Here is a 20143-nt window from a genome sequence, read left to right on the forward strand (position 1 = left end):
GGAGGGCCGCCTCCGGGACGGAGGGACAGCGCGAGGGGCACCAGTACTGTGCGTGCCATGGGGCCGCGAGGGCATCAGGCAGGGACGTGGGGCCGGTGCGTGGGGGCGCTCCTGGGAGTGCTCATGGGGTGGGGTGGGGCGGAGGCGAAGGGGCTCCAGGTGGAGTACGACCTGCAGACGCCGCTGTTCCTGGACCGCACGTACCTGTTCGTGTCGCCCAACCGCATCCAGCGGCAGGGGGACCCGGACTCGCCCCTGCCGTTGGTCTTCGAGGGCCAGTTCGCGCCGAACCTCTTCCTGCCGCAGTTGAAGCTGGACGACTTCAAGCAGGACGGGCGGGAGACGCTGTTCTCGGCGGTGTTCACGCCGAACATCCGGCTGCGGATGGCGAACACGGACAGCAACCCCATCCTGCCGCCGTCGTACCTGATGAAGCTGACGCTCCAGGCGGCGCACCTGCGGCTCCTGCACGGCCCGGACAAGGACGCAGCGCCCCGGGTGCTGGCGTTGGGGTTGAACGTCATCGCGGGGCACTACTCCAACGGCGAGAACGGGTGCTTCTTCGCGAACCAGACGGGGACGGACCCGAACTGCGAGCCCGCGGAGGGGACGCTGCCGTTGAACGAAATCACGGGGAGCTTCTCCACGAACCTGCTGCGCTTCGAGCTGCACAGCCGCCTGGGGTTCGGAGTGGATCCACACCGGCTGAGCGCATGGCTGGTGGGAGCAAACGCCTTCTACGAATTGAACTCAGCGATTGGGCCCGGAGGGATGAGCCCGGCGCAGCGCCACGTGTATGGGAATGGGCACTGGGGAGTGGGGCTGGTGGGGGAGCGAGCGGTGAACGGGAACCGCTTCCGGCTGGAGGGGACGTTGTCGCATCCGTTCGGTGAGACGCCGGCACAGCGGAGCACGCTGAGCGTGGAGGTGGCGGCGAATCCCCGCTGGGCGGCCGGCTTCGGCGTGTTCGCCCGGTACGTGCGAGGGCAGGACTACTACAACATCCTCTTCCTGGAGCGAATCAGCCTCTGGCAGTTCGGCCTGGTCTTCGAACTGAACCCGGGCGCGAGGTTGAAGACAGACAGTGGGAAGCCCCCTGGCTTCCAGTGACGTTCGCCCCGCCGTGGGCTAAGCACGCGTCGACATGGACACCTCCGCTTCCCCGCGCACCGTCACCGGCCGCGTCGACGTGCATCCCCGTGGCTTCGGCTTCCTCACCGTGCAGAAGCCCGGCACCCCGGAGGTGCTGTCCGCCTTCATCCCTCCTCCGGACCTGAACCCCCTCTTCGCGGGGGACGTCGTCTCCGCCACCGTGACCGCGTCCGGCGAGGGCCGGTGGACCGCGTCCGGCCTGTCGCTCGTGGAGCGCACCCGCACCGTCGTCTATGGCGAGGTCGTGTCGCGCAAGGGCGCCTTCTTCCTGCGCATCGACAAGGAGGTCTCCAACACCGACTGGCCCCTGGACCCGGGCACCACCGCCGTCCAGCACAACGACGCCGTCGTTGCCCGCATCGCGGACGGCAAGGTCGTCCTCCTCTACAAGCTGGAGCCCGGAGCGGACCGTTCCCTGGAGCGCGTCATCGCCCGCCACGACCTCCACCGGGACTTCCCCGCGGAGGTCGTCCAGGAAGCCCTCCGCGCGAAGGAGACCCCTCACGCCCTGGGCGGCGCCCGGCGCGACCTGCGCTCCATCCCCACCGTCACCGTGGACGCGCCGTCCACCCGGGACATCGACGACGCCATCTCCGTGCTGCCCGCGGGCCCTGATGGCGCCGTGCGCCTGCTCGTGTCCATCGCGGACGTGAGCGAGTCCGTGAAGGAGAACACCCCCCTGGACCTGGAGGCCCGTGACCGCGCCACCAGCGTCTACCTGGCCGGCCGCGTGCTCCCCATGCTCCCGGAGGAGCTGTCCGCGCACTGGCTCAGCCTGGTGCCCAACGAGGAGCGCCACTGTCTCACCGTTGAATTGCGCATCGACCCCGACGGCCGTGTCACCGCCGCGGATGTCTATGAAAGCCTCATCCGTTCCTGGGCGCGGCTGAACTACGACGAGGTCGCGGCCTTCCTCGACGACAACTCCATCTCTCCCGCCATGGAGCCCGTGCGTGAGGCCATGCCCTGGTTCCGCCTGGCCTCCGCGCGGCTCGCGGTGTCGCGCGCGGCCCGAGGCGGCATGACCATGTCCCGTGACGAGGCGCGCTTCACCTTCGACACGGCCACGGGCGCGGTGTCCGGGCTCGCCGGGGAGAAGGACACCTCCGCGCACAACATGATCGAGCGCTTCATGGTCGCGGCCAACGAAGCCATCGCCACCTGGCTGATGACCCGTGGCGTGCCCACCGTGTATCGCGTGCATGAACAGCCGGATCCGCAGCGCGTGGCGGACGTGAACGCGTTCGCGTTGCACTCGGGGTTCGCGGCGGGCTTTGGCACGCAGATCACCCCGCTGGCGCTGGCCGCGTTCGACCGGCAGATCTCCGGAGCGAAGGCGGAGCCCGCGCTGCGCTCCGTGCTGCGCCGTTCGCTGGGTCCGTCCCGCTACACGGTGAAGCCGGGCCCGCACTTCGGGCTCGCGGCGCCGCTGTATCTGCACTTCACGTCGCCCATCCGCCGGTACGCGGACCTGGCCGTGCACCGGCTCATCAAGGCGTACCTCCACGGCCGGCGCGACTTCGTGCACGAGGACCCGGAGATTGAAAATCTCTCCCAGCACATCAACGTGCGCGCCCGCTCCGCCAGCCGCGCGGAGGTGGATCGTCACCACGAGCTGGAAGCGCGCTTCATGTCCACGCGCATCGGACAGCAGTTCCCCGCGCGCATCGTGCGTGTGAAGCCCTTTGGCCTCGTCGCGCAACTGGATGGCATGTGGGTGGAGGGCATGGTGCCGGCGGAGGGACTCGCCGGCGGCCCCTACCGTCCAGACACGCGCGAGCTGTCCATGGTGGGCAAGACGCGGACCTTCACCGTGGGCATGCCCATCAACGTGAAGGTCGTCTCCACGGATGAGCAATTGGGCCGGGTGGAGTTCGCCCTGGTCGAGTAGTCATGAGCGCGAAGACAGCCAGGGACATCAGTGGATACGAATTCGATTGGCTCGCGTGCGATGGCGTGGGCCACGTCGGATTCTTCAGCACCGCGGGTGGGGGCTATGCCCCCGAAGCATTTCTTCAAGACACGGACGCTCACGAAACCGCGATTGAAGCGATCCTTGCATCGCAGGGTTCCGCGGATGGCCAAACGAAAACACAGACACTTTCGCCGTTCCATCACACCTGGCAGTTGATGGCGGCGCGGGGCGTGTTCGCGTTCGACGCGGATCCGAATGGAGGTCCCTACCGGCTGGAGGCGGCACCAGCGAATCCTATTCGTGTCACGGACCTTCCCGAGCCTGTCGCCACGGTGGCGCGGCGAATCACCCTGGAAGGCCTCGACTTCTCCAGAGTGAAGGTGATTACTGAGGATACCCTCAGGCACGGATAACGCATTCCCAATGACTAGATTGGTCAAGCCTTCGGAAATACTGATCATGAAGTACGACGCTGTCATTGATTCCATTCGCCCGGACGTCCAGCGAGGCCTCTCCAGGGAGGATGCTGTCGTGGCGCTCCATGCCGCTGGGCTGAGCATTGTCTACAGCATCAAGGGGATCTCACAGCTCTATGGCCTGTCCATCAGTGATGCGAAATCCACGGTCGCGGGCCACCCTGTCTGGCGCGGCATCGTCAAGGCGACGGAGCCACTGCACCAGGACCTGGAGGACTACGCGGAGAAGATGAAGGGGGGCGGTAATCCCGATGATCTCTGAGACAAGCAAGGCCTGGATTCAAGCCGGGAAGATCCTCGCGGAGAATCCAGACGCGCAGGTCCGTTGCCCGGAAAAGGCAGACGGCTTCCTCTCCGTTCAGGATGTGACCGCTCCGACAGACCCGACCCGGTTCGAGCGGTATCTGGTCTGCGACGTCTGCGGCGCACGCAACGTGATGCTCATGCGGGAGTAGCTCACCCCGCGAGCGGCAGCCCGTCCGTGGACTCCACCAGCACGTTGCCGGGCACCCAGCCCATCAGCCCGGTGGACGACCTCACCAGGTACTGGACCTCTCCCTTCGCGGGGACGCTCGCGGCCAGCACCTTCACCTTCGTGCCCTGCGCCGTCGTGGCCACCACCGCGGAGCCCGTGCGGCTCTGCGTCAGCGGGAAGGACTTCTTCACCGTGGCCGTGACCTCTTCGCCGGGCGCGTACGTCACCGCGTACAGTTCCTGCGGCACGTGCACCAGCTTCCACGCCTTGCGGTCCAGCGTGTACTTGTCCCGCTTCTGCCAGAACCCCATCCACCGGTCGACCAGGACGATGCCGTTGCCCTTCGCCTCCGTCATCGCGTGCACGTCCCCCAAGAGCTTCACCGCCTTGCCGTCGTAGCCGTAGACGAAGTAGCGGTGACCGTCGTCCATCTCCCCCAGCGTCTGGACCAGCAGCTCCTTCCACTTGTCGCCCGTGTCCAGGTCCACCACCTGGAAGCCCGGGACCTCGTTGCCGGACGCATCGCCGTTCGACGTCGCGCCGCCCACCTTCAACGTGAACTTCCCGTCCTTGCCCGGCGTGAGCGACACCGCCTCCGGCTTGCCGTCCCCGTCCAGGTCCACCTGCGCGGACTTCACGAACTCACTGTTCTGAGCGGCGGCGGGCACACCCGCGAACAGGGCGGCGGACGACAACACGGTCAGCAGGGACGTCTTCACGGGAGCAGGACCTCGGTCGGAGAGCAGGACCCCGCCACGCTAGCCGCCCGAGCGGCGGAAGCGACCCCGGAAGTGCTGGTCCAGATACACCTCCGCGCGCGCCAGGGATTCTCGTGTCTCGGGAGCCAGGGTCAGCGAGGCCGCGGCCACCCGGGCCTGACGCATCGCGGGACCCCTTCCACCCTCAGCGGAACCCACATCGCGCACCACCGCGTCCACCTTCGCGTGCGCCGCATCCACCACGCCCTTCGCCTCCTCCAGGGACACCTCTCCCTCCGCCAGCGCGTTGAACAACTGGCAGCGGTAGCGGCGGCAGGCCTCCGGACGCTCCTCGTAGACGGTGCAACACAGGCCCTCCAGCGCGGCGCAGCGCTGGGGCAGCACCTGCGTGCCGTCCTCCTTCACTGACAGCGACAGGCCGCGCTGGCGCAGGGCTTCCGCCTCGGGGGGCTTGAGCGGCACCTGGGTGAAGAGGGTGCCGTCACAGCACATGCCGCAGTGGAGACAGAGGGTGGAGAGGGCGGAGGACATGGGGTGCCTGCGGGATAACGCCTCGCGGGGAGGCGAGTCATCCCCGACGTGTGTCGCGACGGCCTCCGTCCCTCGAAGGCAGGTCATGTGTCACCAGTAGACATGCGACAGTCCCTCATGTTCCATGTGTCGGAATCACCCTGAGTTTCCGGGTTCCGCACGACCCGAGGGGAGGGACAGGGCTGCACCTGTCTTGGAAGGCCATGCGCCTGTCCGTAAAGGAAATCCTCAAGTGGTGAGAAGCCAATTCGAGACAATCCAATGCGTGGCCGGCAATCCAGCCCGAAGGTCTAAGTGCACAAGGGATGAAGGATCTCCACTCTGTGGGAATCCGAGTTCCCCGGGTCGCGCGTAACTGGGGACAACACAGTTTCTTCGGACGTCGTAGGATCATGCCCCGTAGGACATCAGGGAGCCCCCGCATGCACACCGACACTCACGACGCGCCGGCCGGCCGCGAAGCCCTCCTCGGATACCGGGTGGGAACGGAACTCAGCGCGGCGGCTTCGTTTGGCGCGGACTTCTCTCCCGGCCGTCTGGTGCAGCTGTCCCTGGAGCACCTGACGCTCCGCCTGGAGTCGCGCGCGGTGCCCCGCAAGGGACAGGCCGCGTCCGTGGTGGTGGGTGAAGGCGAGCGGTGGGCCACCGCGCTGGACGCGGAAGTGATTGGCGTCAATGCCATGCGCCCGGAGGTGAGCCTGCGCTTCGTCGCGCCGCCGCTGGACGCGGGCCGCCGCATCGTGGGCCTGCTGGAGTCGCTGCGTGACAACGGCCTGCTGCTCACGCCGGAGACGCGGCCCGTGTGGCGCGAGCAGATCGACCACGCGGACCGCGTCGCGCGCATCTGCGAAGCGCTCGCGTCCCGCCAGGCCCGCGGCGTGCTGCGCTCGCGCGATGGCCAGGCCGTGGTGCAGGTCACCTGCGCTTTCTTCGAGCCGCTCCAGGACGCGTTCGGCTGGCAGTTGCACGGCACGCTTCCCCCCGGGCCCCTCACCCTGGAGGCGTTCGGCTACTCCAGCGTGGTGCACTTCAACGCGGACGCCGCGCGCGTGGAGGGTGGCCTGCTCCTGATGCCGGCGCCCACGTCGCTGGTGCGCTTCCGCCACCGCTGGCTGCGCCGCACGCAGGCCCACGCGTCCTGCACGGTGGAGTTCGACCATCCGCTCTGGCCCCAGGTGCACGTGCACCGCGGCCTGCTGGATGTCTCCTACGAAGGCCTGTCCTTCCTCACCGAGCCCGGCGAGGACCTGATGTACCCGGGCCTGCGCCTGCCGGTGATGGAGGTGGGGCTGGAGGGCCACGCGCCGGTGCGCCTGCGCGCGGAGGTGCGCAACATCTCCAGCACGCCCCATGGCCGCCGCTGCGGCGTGAGCGTCCGGCCCCTGGACGCCGAAGGGGCCCGCGCGTGGAGAGCGCTGGTGGAGGCCCAGGCCCATCCCACCACCAAGGTGGAAGGCGACTGGAACGACGCCACGTGGAAGCTCTTCGAGCGCTCCGGCTACTTCCGCCTCCCGGGCAAGGAGCCGGAGAAGTTCACCAGCCTGCGCGACCAGTTCGACCGCGCGCAGAACAAGCTCCAGGAGGCGCCGCTGATGGGCTACCGCGTGGTGCGCCCCGCGGACGAGGGCATGGAGGCCACGCTGTCCGTGCTCAAGCCATACGCGGGCAGCTGGATGGCGCACCAACTGGCGCGGCACCAGCCCCCGGGCAGCCGCTCCACCGCGCGCGAGGCCCTGCGCGACATCTACCTGCGCGGCTACGAGCCCACCCAGGCGGACCCGGAGGTGAAGTGGTTCTTCGCCTACTGCGAGGCGAACGTGCGCTGGGTGCGCTACACGAAGTTCGACTTCGCCACCTGGTACGCGCACACCGGCCAGACGTGCCTCGTGCCCTTCCGCCTGATGGAGGGCGAGGTGGACAGCACCTGGACCCGGCCCGCGAACATCACGACGGGCGCCCCCACCCAGGAGGAGCGCGCGAGCTTCTTCGCCCGCGTGGCCCACACCCGCCCGGAGGCTTATCGAGAGGCGCTGGACCTGGTGCCGGAGCGCTTCGACCTGGAGACCACGCGCACCGGCTGGGGTGACGCGGGCCTGTCCCGCGAGCGCGAGCTGGTGGTGGCCCGCCATGAGGGCCGCGCCGTGGCCTTCGCGGTGTTCGAGTCCGCGCAGCCGGGCCTGAACCTCTTCAACGTGCTGGACGGCGTGCGCCTGGTGCCGCTGGAGGACGACGCGCGGCCGGAGGTCCAGGACGCGTTCGTGGCGCTGCTGGGCCAGGCGGCGGAGTGGTACCGCGCGCGCGACCGCAAGGTGTTCGTCCACTACGTGGAGGCCACCTGCGTGGAGTACGCGGAGCGCGTGTCCCTGGCGGACCTGGGCGACGGCAAGCTGTGGGTGATGTCCGCCCGCCTGCTGCCGGAGTTCCTGGAGCACCTCTGTGAGTCCACCACGCCGCGCGCGGCGTAGTGGCTCACGAAGGCGGGGGGCCTACAGCCCCTCGTCGTCCGGGTCCGGATAGGACTCCAGCTCCTCTTCCTCCTCCTCCACCGGGGCGGGCGCCTTGCCGTGGCGCCCCTTGCCGCCCTTGCCCTCGGGCGCGGGAGCGCCGAAGTCCGAGTCCGGGCCCACGATGTAGCCCTGGCGCCCCTGCTGGATGCGGCGCAGGAGCCCCTCCTGCTCCAGCGCCTCCAGGAGCCGCGCGAAGGTGGAGAAGCCGTGGTCGCGCTCGTCGAAGTCGGGCTCCTTGCGGACGATGGTCTCCTTGATGAGCGACGGGTTGAGCGGGCCCGTGGCCCGGCGCAGCAGGCTCTGCACCACCTCGCGCGCGACGGCGGGCACCTCCGCCTTGGGCTTGCCGCCCTTGCCCTCGCCCTTGGACTCGGCCTTGGCGTCGTGGCCCTTGTCGTGGCCCTTCCCGCCCCGCTTGCCGCCCTTGCCCTCGTCGGACTTGGAGCCCCGGCCGCCGTGGTCCTTGTCCTTGTCCTTGTGCGAGGACTCGCCCCGGTGCTTGGGCTTCATGTAGATGAACTGGTCGCACGCCCGCACGAACATCTGGGAGCTGGCCTCGCGCACGGCCAGGCCAATGACGGTGCGGCCGTTCTCACGCAGCTTGTACGCCAGCGGGCAGAAGTCGCTGTCGCCGGAGGCGATGACGAAGGTGTCGATCTGCTCGCGCGCGTAGCACAGCTCCAGCGCGTCGATGACCAGGCGCATGTCCGCGCTGTTCTTGCCGGCGCGGGTGGAGGGGGGCACGTCCACCAGCTCCACGCCCACGTCGTGCAGGCGCTGCTTCGCGTCCTCGAAGCGCGACCAGTTGCAGTAGGCGCGGCGGAACACGACCTTGCCCTGCTCCAGGAGCTGGTCCAGGGCGGGCTGCAGGTCGAAGTTGTTGGCGCTGATGCCGGTGTTGGTGACCAGGTTCTCGAAGTCGATGAAGAGGGCGATGCGGTGCTGCTCGTCGGTACGTCCAGCCAAAGGTGCCTCGTAGTCATGTGCGAGCGGTCCTTGGCTCGCGTGCGCTCCACCCTACTGTGTGGACGCTGCCGCGCGCACGGTCCGTGTTCCGCCGCTGAACATTCAGTGCTGCCCACCCTACGTTTGAGCCTGAGCCCGGGGGCAGCGCCCCCGTGACACGGGAGGTATCACCATGATGCACGGATTCCCCAGACGTTGGCGAGCCATGGCGTGGACCGCGCCGACGCTCGGTCTCTTGTTGCTCGCGGGTCCCGCCCTGGCGCGCGAACCCACGGTCAGCAAGGGTGGCGACCAGTCCGGGAGCCAGCCGTCGACCAACATCGAGCCCTCGAGCACCAGCCCCTCGAACGTCGTGAGCACGGTCCCCACCACGTCGCCGGAGCTCATCTCCCCGGGCCAGTCCGTGCGGCAGATCACCCCGGACCCGGACAAGGTCCGTCAGGTCAGCGGGCCGGTGGTGAAGCGCTCCGGGATGATGCTGTACGTGAAGGACGTGACCGGGCCGGTGGTGCCGCTGGACATGAGCGCGCTGACCATCCTCAAGCAGCCCGAGAAGGGCCAGCAGGTCCAGGCCCTCTACCAGGTGGACGAGACGGACAACGTGGCCCTGTCCCTCCAGGGGGAGAAGCAGGACTAGTTCGGCTTCGCGCCGCCGCGCACCTCGTCCAGGACGCTCAGGTCTACGAGCCCCGTAAGGTCATCACTGGGGATGAACCCCAGTGACTTCGCGTGCTCCGCGGACGTCTTCAGCGCGGCGGGCACCGGGTCCAGGCCCGGCTCCAGGCGGGAGAACGCGTCCTGGAGCACGGGCGCGGGCAGGGGCTTGCGCGTGAGCTGACCGAAGGCGGCGTTGACGGACGTGGCGAAGGCCGCCGGGTCCGCGCGCCAGCGCTCGGTGAGGGCGACGTGGATGCGCAGGAGCGCCGCGATGCGCGGGCGCTGCGTCTCCAGCACCTTCTTCGTCGTCACCACCACCGTGGTGGGGAAGCGCTTGTCCGGCCAGAGGTCGCGCTCGTCCACCAGGATGTGGCCGCCCCCTTCGGCGAGCATGCGCGCGCCCCAGGGCTCGGGCACCCACGCCCCCTCGATGGCGCCCTGGAGGTACTGGGCCAGGATGTCCGGGTTGCTGATGGGAATCACCTGCACGTCGCCGCCCGCGTCCGCGGTGATGTTCAGCTTCTGCGCCTTCAGCCAGGTGCGCAGGGCGATGTCCTGGGTGTTGCCAAGTTGAGGGGTCGCCAGCTTCTTGCCCTTGAGCTCCGCGGCCGTCTTCACGTTCTTCACCACCAGCACCGCGCCGCCGTTCACCGCGCCCGCGATGATGCGCAATTCCTTGCCGGCCTTGAGGTACGTGTTGATGGCGGGGCCCGGGCCCACGTAGGCCACGTCCACGGATCCCGCCACCAGCGCCTCCATGGCCGCGGGGCCCGCGTTGAACTGCCGCACCTCCACGTGGCCCATGCCGGGCTGCGACCCGAAGAGCCCCTCCGAGTTCGCCACCAGCGCCTGCGCGTGCGTGATGTTGGGGAAGAAGGCCACGCGCAAAGGCGCGTTGGCGCCGGAGGGCGTGTCCTTCTTGCAGGACGTGACGCCCATCAGCAGGACGGTGCAGACACCCAGGAGCAGGGACAGCGGACGCGCGGAAGACATGGTGCGTCACGCTAATGGAGATTCCCCGGCTGTTATCAATGCCCGTGAGGGTAGAAGCGTCTTTCGGCTCACACGGACGCCGTCAGGCCCCACCGGCGCCTCAGGCGCGTCTCCACCGTCTGGAAGAGGACGCGGTCCACCGTGATGCCGATGAGGATGATGGCCAGCATCACCGCCATCACCTGCGACACGTCCATCAGCTCACGGCCCATGGTGAGCAGCTGGCCCAGGCCGCCGGAGACGAAGAGCAGCTCGCCCGCGAGCAGCGCGCGCCACGCGAAGCTCCACCCCAGCTTGAGGCCGGTGACGATGCCGGGCAGCGCGCCGGGCAGGAGCACGCCGAAGTAGAAGCGCAGGCCGCGCACGCCCAGGGTGCTGGCCACGCGGGCCAGCTGCGGGTCCAGGCCGTTGACCGCGTCCTCGGTGGCGATGGCGATGCCCAGCACGCTGCCCATCACCACCACGAAGAGGATGGCGCTGTCGTTGAGGCCGAACCACAGGAGGGCCAGCGGCAGCCAGCAGATGGAGGGCAGGGCCTGAAGCCCCATCACCACCGGCTTCACCGCGTTGCGGAAGAAGCCCAGCCGCGCGATGCACAGCCCCAGCGGCACGCCGATGCCCACGGACATGAGATAGGCGTGCGTCAGCCGGCCCAGGGAGCGCAGCGTGGCGCCGCCCAACTGTCCGTCGCGGGCCATGACGCCGAGCGTCCGGACCACCTCCAGCGGCCCGGGAAACAGGTGCTTGTTCCACACGCCCGAGCGCGACAGCCCCTCCCAGAGCGCGAAGAGCAGCGCGATCATCCCCAGCTTCTGCGCCCACTTCAGCATGGCGGTGTCCCCTCTAACGGCCGGTCACGACGCTCGGGCGAGGCAGGCTGGACGGCGTGCGCGTGCGGCGCTGCGCGGGCTCCACGGGCGGGGCCTCCTCGGCATGCCCCTCCGAGGCGCGCAGGCGGTGGCGGATGTCGCGCGCCATGGCGTCCAGGGACGGGTCCTCCAGCGAGCGCGGCATGGGCAGGTGGATCTCCAGGTCCTCCACCACGCGGCCCGGCCGGGGCGCCATCAGCACCACGCGGGTGCCCAGCATCAGCGCCTCCTGCACGTCGTGGGTGACGAAGACCACCGTCTTGCCGGAGCGCAGCCAGATGGCCTGTAGCATCTCCTGCATGTGCACGCGCGTCTGGGCGTCCAGCGCGCCAAAGGGTTCGTCCATCAAGAGCACGGTGGGGTCCACCGCGAGCGCCCGCGCCAGGCTGGCGCGCATCTTCATGCCGCCGGAGAGCTGGTGGGGCAGCGTGTCCTCGAAGCCCTCCAGGCGCACGCGCTGGATGAAGGCGTTGGCCCGGTCGCGGCGCTCGGCGCGGGGCACGCCCCGGGCGGCCAGCGCGAAGGTGATGTTGCCGCGCACGGTGAGCCACGGGAACAGCGCGGCCTCCTGGAACATCAGGAGCCGGTCCGGACCGGGCCCGTGGATGGGTTTGCCGTCAATGGCCACCCGGCCGCCGGTGGGCACCACGTGGCCGGCGAGCGCGTAGAGCAGCGTGGACTTGCCACAGCCGGAAGGGCCGAGCAGGCAGACGAACTCACCCGAGCGGACGTTGAGGTTCACGTCCTTCAGCGCCACGACCTTGTTGGCGTAGTGGTGGTCCAGCTGGGCGATGGAGATCTTCGCCCGGTCCGCTTCCACGTTCGCGGGCCGCAAGAGGTGCGGCGCCGCCCGGCGCAGGCCCCGCATCCGCTCGATGAGGCGTCGAAACATTCGCCACAACCTATTCACCTGCCCCGCGGTCGCACAGGAGGGGCCTGGAAGCGGGCAGGCGCCTTTCACTGTAGGACAGGAAGTGAAATCCGCGGCGCCCTGTCGGCTGCTTTTTCAGCGCGCTCCGTCGTCCGTCAGGAGACGGTGGCCCGCTCCGCCTTGCGGTGCGCCAGCGTGCGGGAGAGCAGCCACAGGCTGACGGCGAGCACGCCCAGGCCCACGACGGTGAAGGCGCCGCCCACGCGCAGCGACGCCTGCCGGTCGTCCTGGAACACCGCGAGCGCGTCCGTGCGGGGACCCGTGAGGTAGCGCCGCACGGTGTCCGCGAAGGCCTGGGCCTCCGGCTCGGACTCCGTCCACTGGTAGGCGAGCGGCTGGACGCCGGAGGTCGTCTGCAACTGGGCCCGGAAGATGGGCGCGGCGCCCCTGCGGGTGCTGCGGCTTCGGGCCACCTCCACGCCCTGGAGGTCCCCGGGCGCGTAGCGGCCCACCTCCTCCTGGCCCAGCCAGCTGGAGCGGCTGAGGACACACGGGCCCTGGGGCTCGCAGCGCAGGTCCATCCGCGCCTTCTGGCCGAGGAAGAACACCCCCAGCACCAGGAAGGGCAGGGCGAGCATCAGGAAGGCCGTGGCACCGATGGCGGTGGCGCGGCTGCGTCGGGAGGCGGGGGGCGCACGCACGGCCTGTTTCTATAGACCCGCGCGCACCCGGGGGGCAGCCCTTTCACGCGGTCCCAAGAGTGTCGACCTCCAGGCAGGCGGGCGGTCACTTGCGACATGGGGCCCAAGTCCGCACCCCTTGTCCTGGGACATTCAGCACTTCGCCCGGAAGGAGTCCTCCACCCATGAAGGCCGTGGCCGTCATGTTCCCCTCGCGCGAGGTGCGCGTCCTCGACGTTCCCGAACCGCGGCTGCACTCGCCCACCCAGGTCAAGGTGCGCACGCTGGAGGTGGGCGTGTGCGGCACCGACCAGGAGATCCTCAAGGGCCAGCACGGCGCGGCGCCCAAGGGGGAGGACCACCTCATCCTGGGCCACGAGTGCCTGGGCGAGGTGATGGAGGTGGGCGCGCACGTGCAGGGCCTGAAGCCGGGGGACCTGGTGGTGCCCCGGGTGCGCAGGCCCTGTCCGCACGCGCACTGCCCCGCGTGCAGCCATGGCTACCCGGACTTCTGCGTGACGGGGGACTACACGGAGCGCGGCATCCAGGGCGCGCACGGCTTCTGCTCGGAGCACTTCGTGGAGGACGCGGCCTACCTGCACAAGGCGGAGGACTCCCTGCGCGGCGTGGCCGTGCTCACCGAGCCGCTCACCATCGCGGAGAAGGGCCTGCGCTCGGTGGCGCACATCCAGTCCCGCCTGCCGTGGAAGGTGAATCCCGGCAAGGCGCTGGTGCTGGGCGCGGGGCCGGTGGCGCAGTTGGGCGCCATGGCGCTGATGCGCGCGGGCTTCGACGTGACGGTGTACTCGCGCAGCCCCAAGCCCAATGAGAAGGCCGCCGCGTCCGAGGCGGTGGGCGTGCCGTACATCTCCTCCAAGGAGGTGACGGTGGAGGCCTTGAAGAAACAGTTGGGCGGCGTGGCCGTCATCTACGAGGCGACGGGGGCGTCGAAGGTGGCCTTCGACTCGCTCCAGGTGCTGGAGGAGAACGGCGTGCTCATCTTCACCGGCGTGCCCGGACGCGAGGAGCCACTGGAGCTGAAGGGGGATGAGGTCCTGGGACAGCTCGTGCTGGGCAACCGGGTGATGTTCGGCACGGTGAACGCGTCGGACAGCGACTTCCGTGAGGCGCTGGAGGACCTGGCCCGCTTCCGCGCGAAGTGGCCGGGGAGGGTGGAGGCGCTCATCACCCAGCGCCACCCGCCGTCGGAGTTCGCCAGGGTGGTGGAGGCCAAGGGCGGCATCAAGCACGTCATCTCGTTCCAGGAGCATGCCCGGTGAATCCCCACCACGAGGACCTGAAGGGCGGCATCGCCATCGAGGACCACGGCATCATCGGCGACCTGCGCACGGTGGCGCTGGTGGGCAACGAGGGCACCATCGACTGGCTGTGCTTTCCGCACTTCGACAGCCCCAGCATCTTCGCGGCGCTCCTGGACCCGGAGAAGGGCGGGTACTGGCGCGTGTCCCCGGAGCCGGACGGGGTGATGAAGCGGCAGTTCTACTGGCCGGACACCAACGTGCTGGTGACGCGCTTCTACACGCCGGACGGCGTGGGGGAGCTCATCGACCTGATGCCCCTGGGCAAGGGGGCGAAGGCGGAGGGGCGCGAGGTGCTGCGGCGCATCCGCGTGGTGCGCGGGGAGATGTCCTTCCGCATGGAGTGCTTCCCGGCGTTCAACTACGCGCGGGACGAGCACGAGACGCACGTGGTGAAGGGCGGCGCGGCCTTCGTGTCCAGGGGCCTGAGCATGCAACTGGTGACGCCCATCCCCCTGAAGCAGGAGAAGAACGGCGTCACCGCGCATTTCACGCTGAAGGAGAGCCAGTCCGCGGTCTTCACCCTGCGCGAGGGCGGCGTGGAGGGCTGCCACCACCACCTGCACACGCACGACTCCGCGGAGAAGCTCTTCCGCGACACGGTGGACTACTGGCGCCACTGGGTGTCCAAGTGCAAGTACACGGGGCGGTGGCGGGAGATGGTGCAGCGCTCGGCGCTGGCCCTGAAGCTGATGACCTTCGAGCCGTCCGGGGCCATCATCGCCGCGCCCACGTGCAGCCTGCCGGAGTCCCCCGGCGGCACGCGCAACTGGGACTACCGCTTCTGCTGGCTGCGCGACGCGGCCTTCACCGTCTACGCGTTCATCCGCATCGGCTTCAACGAGGAGGCCGAGGCGTTCATGCGCTGGGTGGAGGCGCGCTGCGCGGAGAATGGAGACGGGCCGCTGCCCCTGATGTTCCGTCTGGACGGCACCCGGGTGCCGGACGAGCAGCAGTTGCATCACCTGCGCGGCTATGGCGGCGCCAGCCCTGTGCGCATTGGCAACGCGGCGGCGGACCAGCTGCAGCTGGACATCTACGGCGAGCTGATGGACTCCGTGTACCTGTCCAACAAGTACGCGGTGCCCATCTCGTATGACTTCTGGAGTCACCTGCGGCGGCTGGTGGATTGGGTGTGCGACCACTGGCAGCGGGAGGACGAGGGCATCTGGGAGATCCGCGGCTCGCGCCGGCACTTCGTCTATTCGAAGCTGATGTGCTGGGTGGCGGTGGACCGGGCCATCCGGCTCGCGGACAAGCGCAGCCTGCCGGCGGACCGGGCGAAGTGGCTGAAGACGCGCGACGCCATCTTCGAGGAGATCATGGACAAGGGCTGGTGCAAGGAGAAGGGCGCCTTCATCCAGGCCTATGGGTACGACGCGCTGGACGCGGCGAACCTCCTGATGCCGCTGGTGTTCTTCCTGTCCCCGGTGGATCCGCGGATGCTCTCCACGCTGGACGTCATTCGCAAGGCGCCTCGGGACGGGGGCCTGACGTCGGACGGCCTGGTGTTCCGCTACGACACGGACAAGGAGCTGGATGGGATTGAAGGCAGCGAAGGCACCTTCAACCTGTGCAGCTTCTGGCTGGTGGAGGCGATGACGCGCGCGAGCCCGGTGCGGCCGGACCTCCTGGACGAGGCGCGGCTCATCTTCGAGCGGATGCAGGGCTACGCGAACCACCTGGGGCTGTACGCGGAGCAGACGGGCATGTCCGGCGAGGCGATGGGCAACTTCCCGCAGGCGCTCACGCACCTGTCACTCATCAGCGCCGCATACAACCTGGACCGGACGTTGGGCCGCCACGATTGACGGAGGGGACGGTAGACTCGCGCGCACCCGCCATGCCCGACCTGTACCCGCTGCTGTTCCGTTTCGCCGTCAAGGCGGATGCCCACTACGACGTGCTGAGCCGCCGCGTGCGCAAGGGGCTGGGCATCGCCCCGCCGCTGCGCATCCTGCCGTACCGGGGCTACGGCACCCCGGAGCGCGTGGTCATCAAGGCGCGCGTGCTGGAGGAGCGCAAGGTGACGCCCCAGCGCCAGCGCCACACGCTGTGGAGCAGCGCCGTGGCCTCCTACAAGCGCTACATGACGCGTGAGATCTCCAGCGCGCACGTGGCGGTGCGCTGGGGGGACAAGCGCTGGGAGGGCGTGACGGACGAGGAGGGCTTCCTGGAGCTGTGGGTGCCGCCTCCTGAAGGCGTGCGCTCCGGCTGGCACATGGTGGAGCTGGAGCTGCTGTCCCCGGAGGCGGAGGGCGTGCCGCGCGTGTCCGCGCCGGTGCGGGTGGCGGGCACGAGCGCGGAACTGGGCGTCATCAGCGACATCGACGACACGGTCATCGCCACGGGGGTGACGGATCCGCTCAAGCGCGCGTGGGCGCTGTTCCTCACGGAGCACCGGGTGCGGCTGCCCTTCCCGGGCGTGGACGCGTTCTACGCGGCGCTCCAGGCGGGCGCGAGCGGCGGGGCGGACAACCCCATCTTCTACGTGTCCAGCAGCCCGTGGAACCTCTACGAGCACCTGGACGAGTTCCTCGCCATCCACCGCATCCCCATTGGCCCGCTGCTCCTGCGCGACTGGGGCCTGTCACGGCACGGCTTCGCGCCGGGCGGGGGGCATGGGCACAAGCTGGACAAGATTCGCGGCGTGCTGGAGACGCTGTCGCATCTGCCCTTCGTGCTCATCGGGGACAGCGGCCAGGAGGACGCGGAGCACTACCGCACCATCGTGCGCGAGTACCCGGGCCGCATCCGCTGCGTCTACATCCGCAACGTGCCGGGGCGCTCCAAGCGCGGCGAGGAGATGGAGGCCATCGCGAAGGACATCCGCGACGCGGGCAGTGAGCTGGTCGCCGTGGACGACACGGTGGCCGCCGCGAGGCACGCGGCGCGCGCCGGGTGGATCCGCTGGGAGGAGGTCCCGGAGGTGGAGGCCCACCGCCGCGAGGACGCCGCGCGCAGCGCCCTGGGCGAGCGGGGCTGAAGATTTCCAACCGCACGTGTCACGGCGCGGTGACACGTGCACAGGCGGCGTGTTGTGGCTTGAGGGCGGGGAGGGGGCTGTGGCAGACGCGGGCCTCCCTCGTTTCATCCCTTGAGGTCGTGAACATGTTCCGACACACCGTGCTGGCTTCCGCGCTGTTCCTGGCCGCGTGCAACAACGCGCCGTCCGAGCCGGCTCCCGAGTCCACCCAGTCCGTGCGCACGGTGGAGTCGAAGCTGAGCCAGATCGAGCTGGAGTGGGAGGGCCCCACGCCGCTGCTCGAGTCCATCATGGAGGCCGGCAACGACGAGTGCGACACGCACAACAACTGGTGTGACGGCACGCTGGACGTGTACGGCTTCCCGTGGTCGTCCCCGCAGGCGCCCACGCTGTCGGACGCGGTGGAGTCCGTGTTCGCGCTGTCGCAGGACTACGGCTACTACCCCTGGCAGGACAAGGGCACGGTGCCGTTCAGCACGCTGTCCGACCAGCTCTTCTTCTTCGACGCGCTGGACCCGCACCTGCTCACGGAGATTGGCAACGGCACGGAGCAGGTGCAGATCCGCTACTTCTACTCCTCCTACCTGGTGGCCGCGGGCGCGCACGACTGGAACCACCTGTTCATCGTGCTGTTCCCCCAGTCGCACCGCGTGGCGGTGTTCAACCTCGTGAACCACGAGACCTGATTCAGGCCACGGGGCGCCCGCTCTGCATCTGCACCATGCGGATGGCGCGCTCCATGAGCTCCCCCTGGGCGGAGCGCTTGTCGTTGGGCGTGGCGGCGGTGCGCCGCCGCCACGTGCCGTCCGAGCCCAGCTCCCACGCGCCGCTGGTGTCCACCATGCAGCGCTCCACCACGTCCTTCACCTGCGCGGCCAGGGTGGGGTCCTCCACCGGCGCCAATATCTCCACGCGGTGGTCCAGGTTGCGCGGCATCATGTCCGCGGACCCGATGTAGCACCGCGACGCCGCGCCCCGCTCGAAGGCGTAGATGCGCGGGTGCTCCAGGAAGCGGCCCAGGTTGGACACCACCCGGATGTGCTCCGACACGCCCGGCACTCCCGGCCTCAGGCAGCAGATGCCTCGCACGTTGAGGTCCACGCGCACGCCCGCGCGGGACGCGTCGTAGAGCGCGCGGATGATGCCCGGGTCCACCAGCGCGTTCATCTTCATCATGATGCGCGCGGGTGACTCCGGCGTGTGCGCCGCCTGGGTCTTCTTGATCTCCTCCATCAGCCCTTCGCGCATGGTCAAGGGCGCCACCAGCAGCTTGCGGAAGGAGCGCGGCCGGCCGAAGCCGGTGAGGAAGTTGAAGACGTCCGCCACGTCCGCGCCAATCTCCGGGTCCGTGGTGAACAACCCCAGGTCCGTGTAGAGCCGCGCCGTCTTCGGGTTGTAGTTGCCCGTGCCGATGTGCACGTAGTGCCGCACCCGCTCGCCCTCGCGCCGCACGATGAGGATGGCCTTCGCGTGCGTCTTCAGGCTGGGAATCCCATACACGACGTGCACGCCCGCCTCTTCCAGCGCGTTCGCCCAGCGGATGTTGGTGCGCTCGTCGAAGCGCGCCTTCAATTCCACCATGCACACGGCCTGCTTGCCGTGCTCCGTCGCGCGGATGAGCGCGGGCACCAGCGGGGAGCTGTCCGACGTGCGGTACACCGTCTGCTTCAGCGCCAGCACGTCCGGGTCCTCCACCGCCTCGCTCACGAAGCGCTCCACGGAGGAGGCGAAGGACTCGTAGGGGTGGTGCACCAGCAGATCGCCCCGGCGCATCGCGGACATCACCGTGCCCCCGCCGTCCGCGGACTCGTTGTCCGTGCGCAGCCGCGCCTGCGTCACCGGCGTCCACGGCGGGTCGCGCTGCTCGCTGAAGCCCGGCGTCATCGCCAGCGACATCACGTCCGCCAGGTCCAAGAGGCCGTGCTCCTCGTACACCTGCCGGGGCTCCAGCGTCAGCGCCTCCACCAGCGGCTCCAGCAGCTTCGCGTTCATCCCCGCCTGAATCTCCAGGCGGATGACGTCCCCGAAGCGGCGCTGGCTGATCTCCGTCTCCACCGCCTTGAGCAGGTCCTCCGCGTCCTCGGACACGGTGTAGTCCGCGTCGCGCGTCACGCGGAACAGGCTCCAGTTGAGGACCTCCATCCCGGGGAACAGGTCCCCCAGGTGCTGCGCGATGATCTCCTCCAGCGGCACGAAGAGCGTGCCCCCCTTGAGCGGCACGAAGCGGGGCAATATCTCCTTGGGCACCTTCACCCGCGCCACGCTCTCCTCCTCCGCCACCGGGTCGCGCAGCAGCACCGCGAGGCTCAGGGACAGGTTGGAGATGTACGGGAAGTGCCGCCCCAGCCCGATGGCCAGCGGCGTGAGCACGGGGAAGATCTGCTCGCGGAAGCGCTGCTCCACCTGCGCGCGCTGGTCCGCGTCCAGTTCCTTCATGGACAGGATGCGCAGCCCCTTGTCCGCCAGCGCGGGGCGCAGGACCTTCTCGAAGCAGTCCGCGTGGCGCCGGCCCTGCTCCAGGATGCCCGTGTGCAGCTTGTCCAGCGTGTCGCCCGGGGACGCGCCGTCCGGCACCAGGCGGCCCACGCGCGCGGCGATCTGCTCGTGCAGCCGCGCCACGCGGATCATGAAGAACTCATCCAGGTTGCGCGCGTAGATGGAGATGAACTTCAGCCGCTCCATCAGCGGCACCTCCGGCGACTCGGCCAGTTGCAGCACCCGGTCGTTGAAGGCCAGCCACGACAGCTCCCGGTTGAAGAACAGGTCGCTGTCCGGCACCTCCGTGCCCGGGGGAACGACGTCCCGGTCCAGGGTCTTCTGCGTGGTGCCCTTCGCGGCGGCGCGCTTCGCCATGATGTGTGACTCCTCGAGATGAGCCTCTGGGTGTGCCCTCTAGCAGTCCCGCAGCGCGCCGATTGTGAACTCGCACGCCTGGCCCGGAACCGGACATCCGGGCGTATCCCACCCTGAACGACCCCGTCAGTGGCCGGCGAGGCGTACGGGCTGTGGACTCCCCGGCAGTCCATC

Annotated in this window: 19 protein-coding genes; 11 read left to right on the plus strand and 8 right to left on the minus strand. The window is 69.3% G+C overall.

Annotation, left to right across the window (positions count from 1 at the left end; all coding sequences use genetic code 11):
* Positions 1–123 precede the first annotated feature (123 nt).
* From ACX114_RS00165 to ACX114_RS00185, 5 genes are read left to right on the plus strand one after another with little or no spacing between them, the layout of a single operon-like run.
* Entirely contained in the window at positions 124–1110 is a 987-nt protein-coding gene (locus ACX114_RS00165; RefSeq protein WP_459293495.1) for a hypothetical protein, read from the plus strand.
* A gap of 34 nt (positions 1111–1144) precedes the next feature.
* Entirely contained in the window at positions 1145–3043 is a 1899-nt protein-coding gene (locus ACX114_RS00170) for a ribonuclease R family protein (protein ID WP_459293496.1), read from the plus strand.
* 2 nt (positions 3044–3045) lie between these two features.
* Positions 3046–3480, plus strand: coding sequence for a hypothetical protein (locus ACX114_RS00175; protein ID WP_459293498.1), 435 nt, complete (start codon positions 3046–3048; stop codon positions 3478–3480).
* 46 nt (positions 3481–3526) lie between these two features.
* Complete coding sequence (locus tag ACX114_RS00180; protein WP_459293500.1) at positions 3527–3805, plus strand: hypothetical protein; 279 nt, start codon at positions 3527–3529, stop codon at positions 3803–3805.
* Positions 3795–3998 carry a hypothetical protein gene (locus ACX114_RS00185; protein ID WP_459293502.1) on the plus strand — a complete coding sequence of 68 codons (204 nt, stop codon included), beginning with the start codon at positions 3795–3797 and terminating at the stop codon, positions 3996–3998. The genes ACX114_RS00180 and ACX114_RS00185 overlap by 11 nt, the downstream gene beginning before the upstream one ends.
* Position 3999: 1 nt before the next feature.
* Here ACX114_RS00185 and ACX114_RS00190 read toward each other — a convergent pair whose 3' ends face one another.
* Together ACX114_RS00190 and ACX114_RS00195 are read right to left on the minus strand one after the other, a co-directional pair.
* The gene (locus ACX114_RS00190) at positions 4000–4737 is read right to left on the minus strand and encodes an FG-GAP repeat domain-containing protein (RefSeq protein ID WP_459293504.1); all 738 of its coding nucleotides are present in this window, start codon (positions 4735–4737) and stop codon (positions 4000–4002) included.
* A 39-nt stretch (positions 4738–4776) separates the two neighbouring features.
* The gene (locus tag ACX114_RS00195) at positions 4777–5268 is read right to left on the minus strand and encodes a YkgJ family cysteine cluster protein (RefSeq protein ID WP_459293506.1); all 492 of its coding nucleotides are present in this window, start codon (positions 5266–5268) and stop codon (positions 4777–4779) included.
* A 422-nt stretch (positions 5269–5690) separates the two neighbouring features.
* Here ACX114_RS00195 and ACX114_RS00200 point away from each other — a divergent pair, with 422 nt between their 5' ends.
* Positions 5691–7733, plus strand: a complete 2043-nt coding sequence (locus tag ACX114_RS00200) for a PilZ domain-containing protein (RefSeq protein ID WP_459293508.1) — start codon at positions 5691–5693, stop codon at positions 7731–7733.
* Between the two features lie 21 nt (positions 7734–7754).
* Here ACX114_RS00200 and ACX114_RS00205 read toward each other — a convergent pair whose 3' ends face one another.
* Positions 7755–8741 (minus strand): NYN domain-containing protein, encoded by a 987-nt coding sequence (locus tag ACX114_RS00205; RefSeq protein WP_459293510.1) that lies wholly within the window; start codon positions 8739–8741, stop codon positions 7755–7757.
* Positions 8742–8946: 205 nt separating this feature from the next.
* Here ACX114_RS00205 and ACX114_RS00210 point away from each other — a divergent pair, with 205 nt between their 5' ends.
* The gene (locus ACX114_RS00210) at positions 8947–9378 is read left to right on the plus strand and encodes a hypothetical protein (RefSeq protein WP_459293512.1); all 432 of its coding nucleotides are present in this window, start codon (positions 8947–8949) and stop codon (positions 9376–9378) included.
* On the opposite strand, the gene ACX114_RS00215 is transcribed toward ACX114_RS00210, so the two are convergent.
* The 4 genes from ACX114_RS00215 to ACX114_RS00230 all read right to left on the minus strand — a co-directional run bounded on the left by ACX114_RS00215 (position 9375) and on the right by ACX114_RS00230 (position 12832).
* On the minus strand, positions 9375–10391 hold the full coding sequence (locus ACX114_RS00215) for an ABC transporter substrate-binding protein (RefSeq protein WP_459293514.1): 1017 nt from the start codon (positions 10389–10391) through the stop codon (positions 9375–9377). The two genes, ACX114_RS00210 and ACX114_RS00215, sit on opposite strands and share 4 nt — an antisense overlap.
* A 68-nt stretch (positions 10392–10459) precedes the next feature.
* Complete coding sequence (locus ACX114_RS00220) at positions 10460–11221, minus strand: ABC transporter permease (protein ID WP_459293516.1); 762 nt, start codon at positions 11219–11221, stop codon at positions 10460–10462.
* Positions 11222–11234: 13 nt separating this feature from the next.
* On the minus strand, positions 11235–12152 hold the full coding sequence (locus ACX114_RS00225) for an ABC transporter ATP-binding protein (protein WP_459293518.1): 918 nt from the start codon (positions 12150–12152) through the stop codon (positions 11235–11237).
* A gap of 134 nt (positions 12153–12286) precedes the next feature.
* Complete coding sequence (locus ACX114_RS00230) at positions 12287–12832, minus strand: hypothetical protein (protein WP_459293520.1); 546 nt, start codon at positions 12830–12832, stop codon at positions 12287–12289.
* Between the two features lie 164 nt (positions 12833–12996).
* On the opposite strand from ACX114_RS00230, the gene ACX114_RS00235 reads away from it, so the two are divergent.
* From ACX114_RS00235 to ACX114_RS00250, 4 genes are all read left to right on the plus strand, one after another.
* Positions 12997–14091, plus strand: a complete 1095-nt coding sequence (locus tag ACX114_RS00235; RefSeq protein ID WP_459293522.1) for a glucose 1-dehydrogenase — start codon at positions 12997–12999, stop codon at positions 14089–14091.
* Complete coding sequence (locus tag ACX114_RS00240) at positions 14088–15941, plus strand: glycoside hydrolase family 15 protein (RefSeq protein ID WP_459293524.1); 1854 nt, start codon at positions 14088–14090, stop codon at positions 15939–15941. The genes ACX114_RS00235 and ACX114_RS00240 overlap by 4 nt, the downstream gene beginning before the upstream one ends.
* A gap of 32 nt (positions 15942–15973) precedes the next feature.
* The gene (locus tag ACX114_RS00245) at positions 15974–17116 is read left to right on the plus strand and encodes an App1 family protein (protein WP_459293526.1); all 1143 of its coding nucleotides are present in this window, start codon (positions 15974–15976) and stop codon (positions 17114–17116) included.
* 125 nt (positions 17117–17241) lie between these two features.
* Positions 17242–17802, plus strand: a complete 561-nt coding sequence (locus ACX114_RS00250; RefSeq protein WP_459293528.1) for a hypothetical protein — start codon at positions 17242–17244, stop codon at positions 17800–17802.
* 1 nt (position 17803) lies between these two features.
* On the opposite strand, the gene ppk1 is transcribed toward ACX114_RS00250, so the two are convergent.
* Complete coding sequence (ppk1, locus tag ACX114_RS00255; RefSeq protein ID WP_459293530.1) at positions 17804–19969, minus strand: polyphosphate kinase 1; 2166 nt, start codon at positions 19967–19969, stop codon at positions 17804–17806.
* Positions 19970–20143 lie beyond the last annotated feature (174 nt).

Source organism: Corallococcus sp. M7, from assembly GCF_054512695.1.

Coding starts and splice junctions, on each gene's coding strand:
- ACX114_RS00200 (WP_459293508.1), top strand. CDS start 5,691: ATGCACACCGACACTCACGACGCGCCGGCCGGCCGCGAAGCCCTCCTC.
- ACX114_RS00220 (WP_459293516.1), bottom strand. CDS start 11,221: ATGCTGAAGTGGGCGCAGAAGCTGGGGATGATCGCGCTGCTCTTCGCG.
- ACX114_RS00180 (WP_459293500.1), top strand. CDS start 3,527: ATGAAGTACGACGCTGTCATTGATTCCATTCGCCCGGACGTCCAGCGA.
- ACX114_RS00210 (WP_459293512.1), top strand. CDS start 8,947: ATGGCGTGGACCGCGCCGACGCTCGGTCTCTTGTTGCTCGCGGGTCCC.
- ACX114_RS00225 (WP_459293518.1), bottom strand. CDS start 12,152: ATGTTTCGACGCCTCATCGAGCGGATGCGGGGCCTGCGCCGGGCGGCG.
- ACX114_RS00185 (WP_459293502.1), top strand. CDS start 3,795: ATGATCTCTGAGACAAGCAAGGCCTGGATTCAAGCCGGGAAGATCCTC.
- ACX114_RS00215 (WP_459293514.1), bottom strand. CDS start 10,391: ATGTCTTCCGCGCGTCCGCTGTCCCTGCTCCTGGGTGTCTGCACCGTC.
- ACX114_RS00165 (WP_459293495.1), top strand. CDS start 124: ATGGGGTGGGGTGGGGCGGAGGCGAAGGGGCTCCAGGTGGAGTACGAC.
- ACX114_RS00170 (WP_459293496.1), top strand. CDS start 1,145: ATGGACACCTCCGCTTCCCCGCGCACCGTCACCGGCCGCGTCGACGTG.
- ppk1 (WP_459293530.1), bottom strand. CDS start 19,969: ATGGCGAAGCGCGCCGCCGCGAAGGGCACCACGCAGAAGACCCTGGAC.
- ACX114_RS00250 (WP_459293528.1), top strand. CDS start 17,242: ATGTTCCGACACACCGTGCTGGCTTCCGCGCTGTTCCTGGCCGCGTGC.
- ACX114_RS00235 (WP_459293522.1), top strand. CDS start 12,997: ATGAAGGCCGTGGCCGTCATGTTCCCCTCGCGCGAGGTGCGCGTCCTC.
- ACX114_RS00195 (WP_459293506.1), bottom strand. CDS start 5,268: ATGTCCTCCGCCCTCTCCACCCTCTGTCTCCACTGCGGCATGTGCTGT.
- ACX114_RS00245 (WP_459293526.1), top strand. CDS start 15,974: ATGCCCGACCTGTACCCGCTGCTGTTCCGTTTCGCCGTCAAGGCGGAT.
- ACX114_RS00175 (WP_459293498.1), top strand. CDS start 3,046: ATGAGCGCGAAGACAGCCAGGGACATCAGTGGATACGAATTCGATTGG.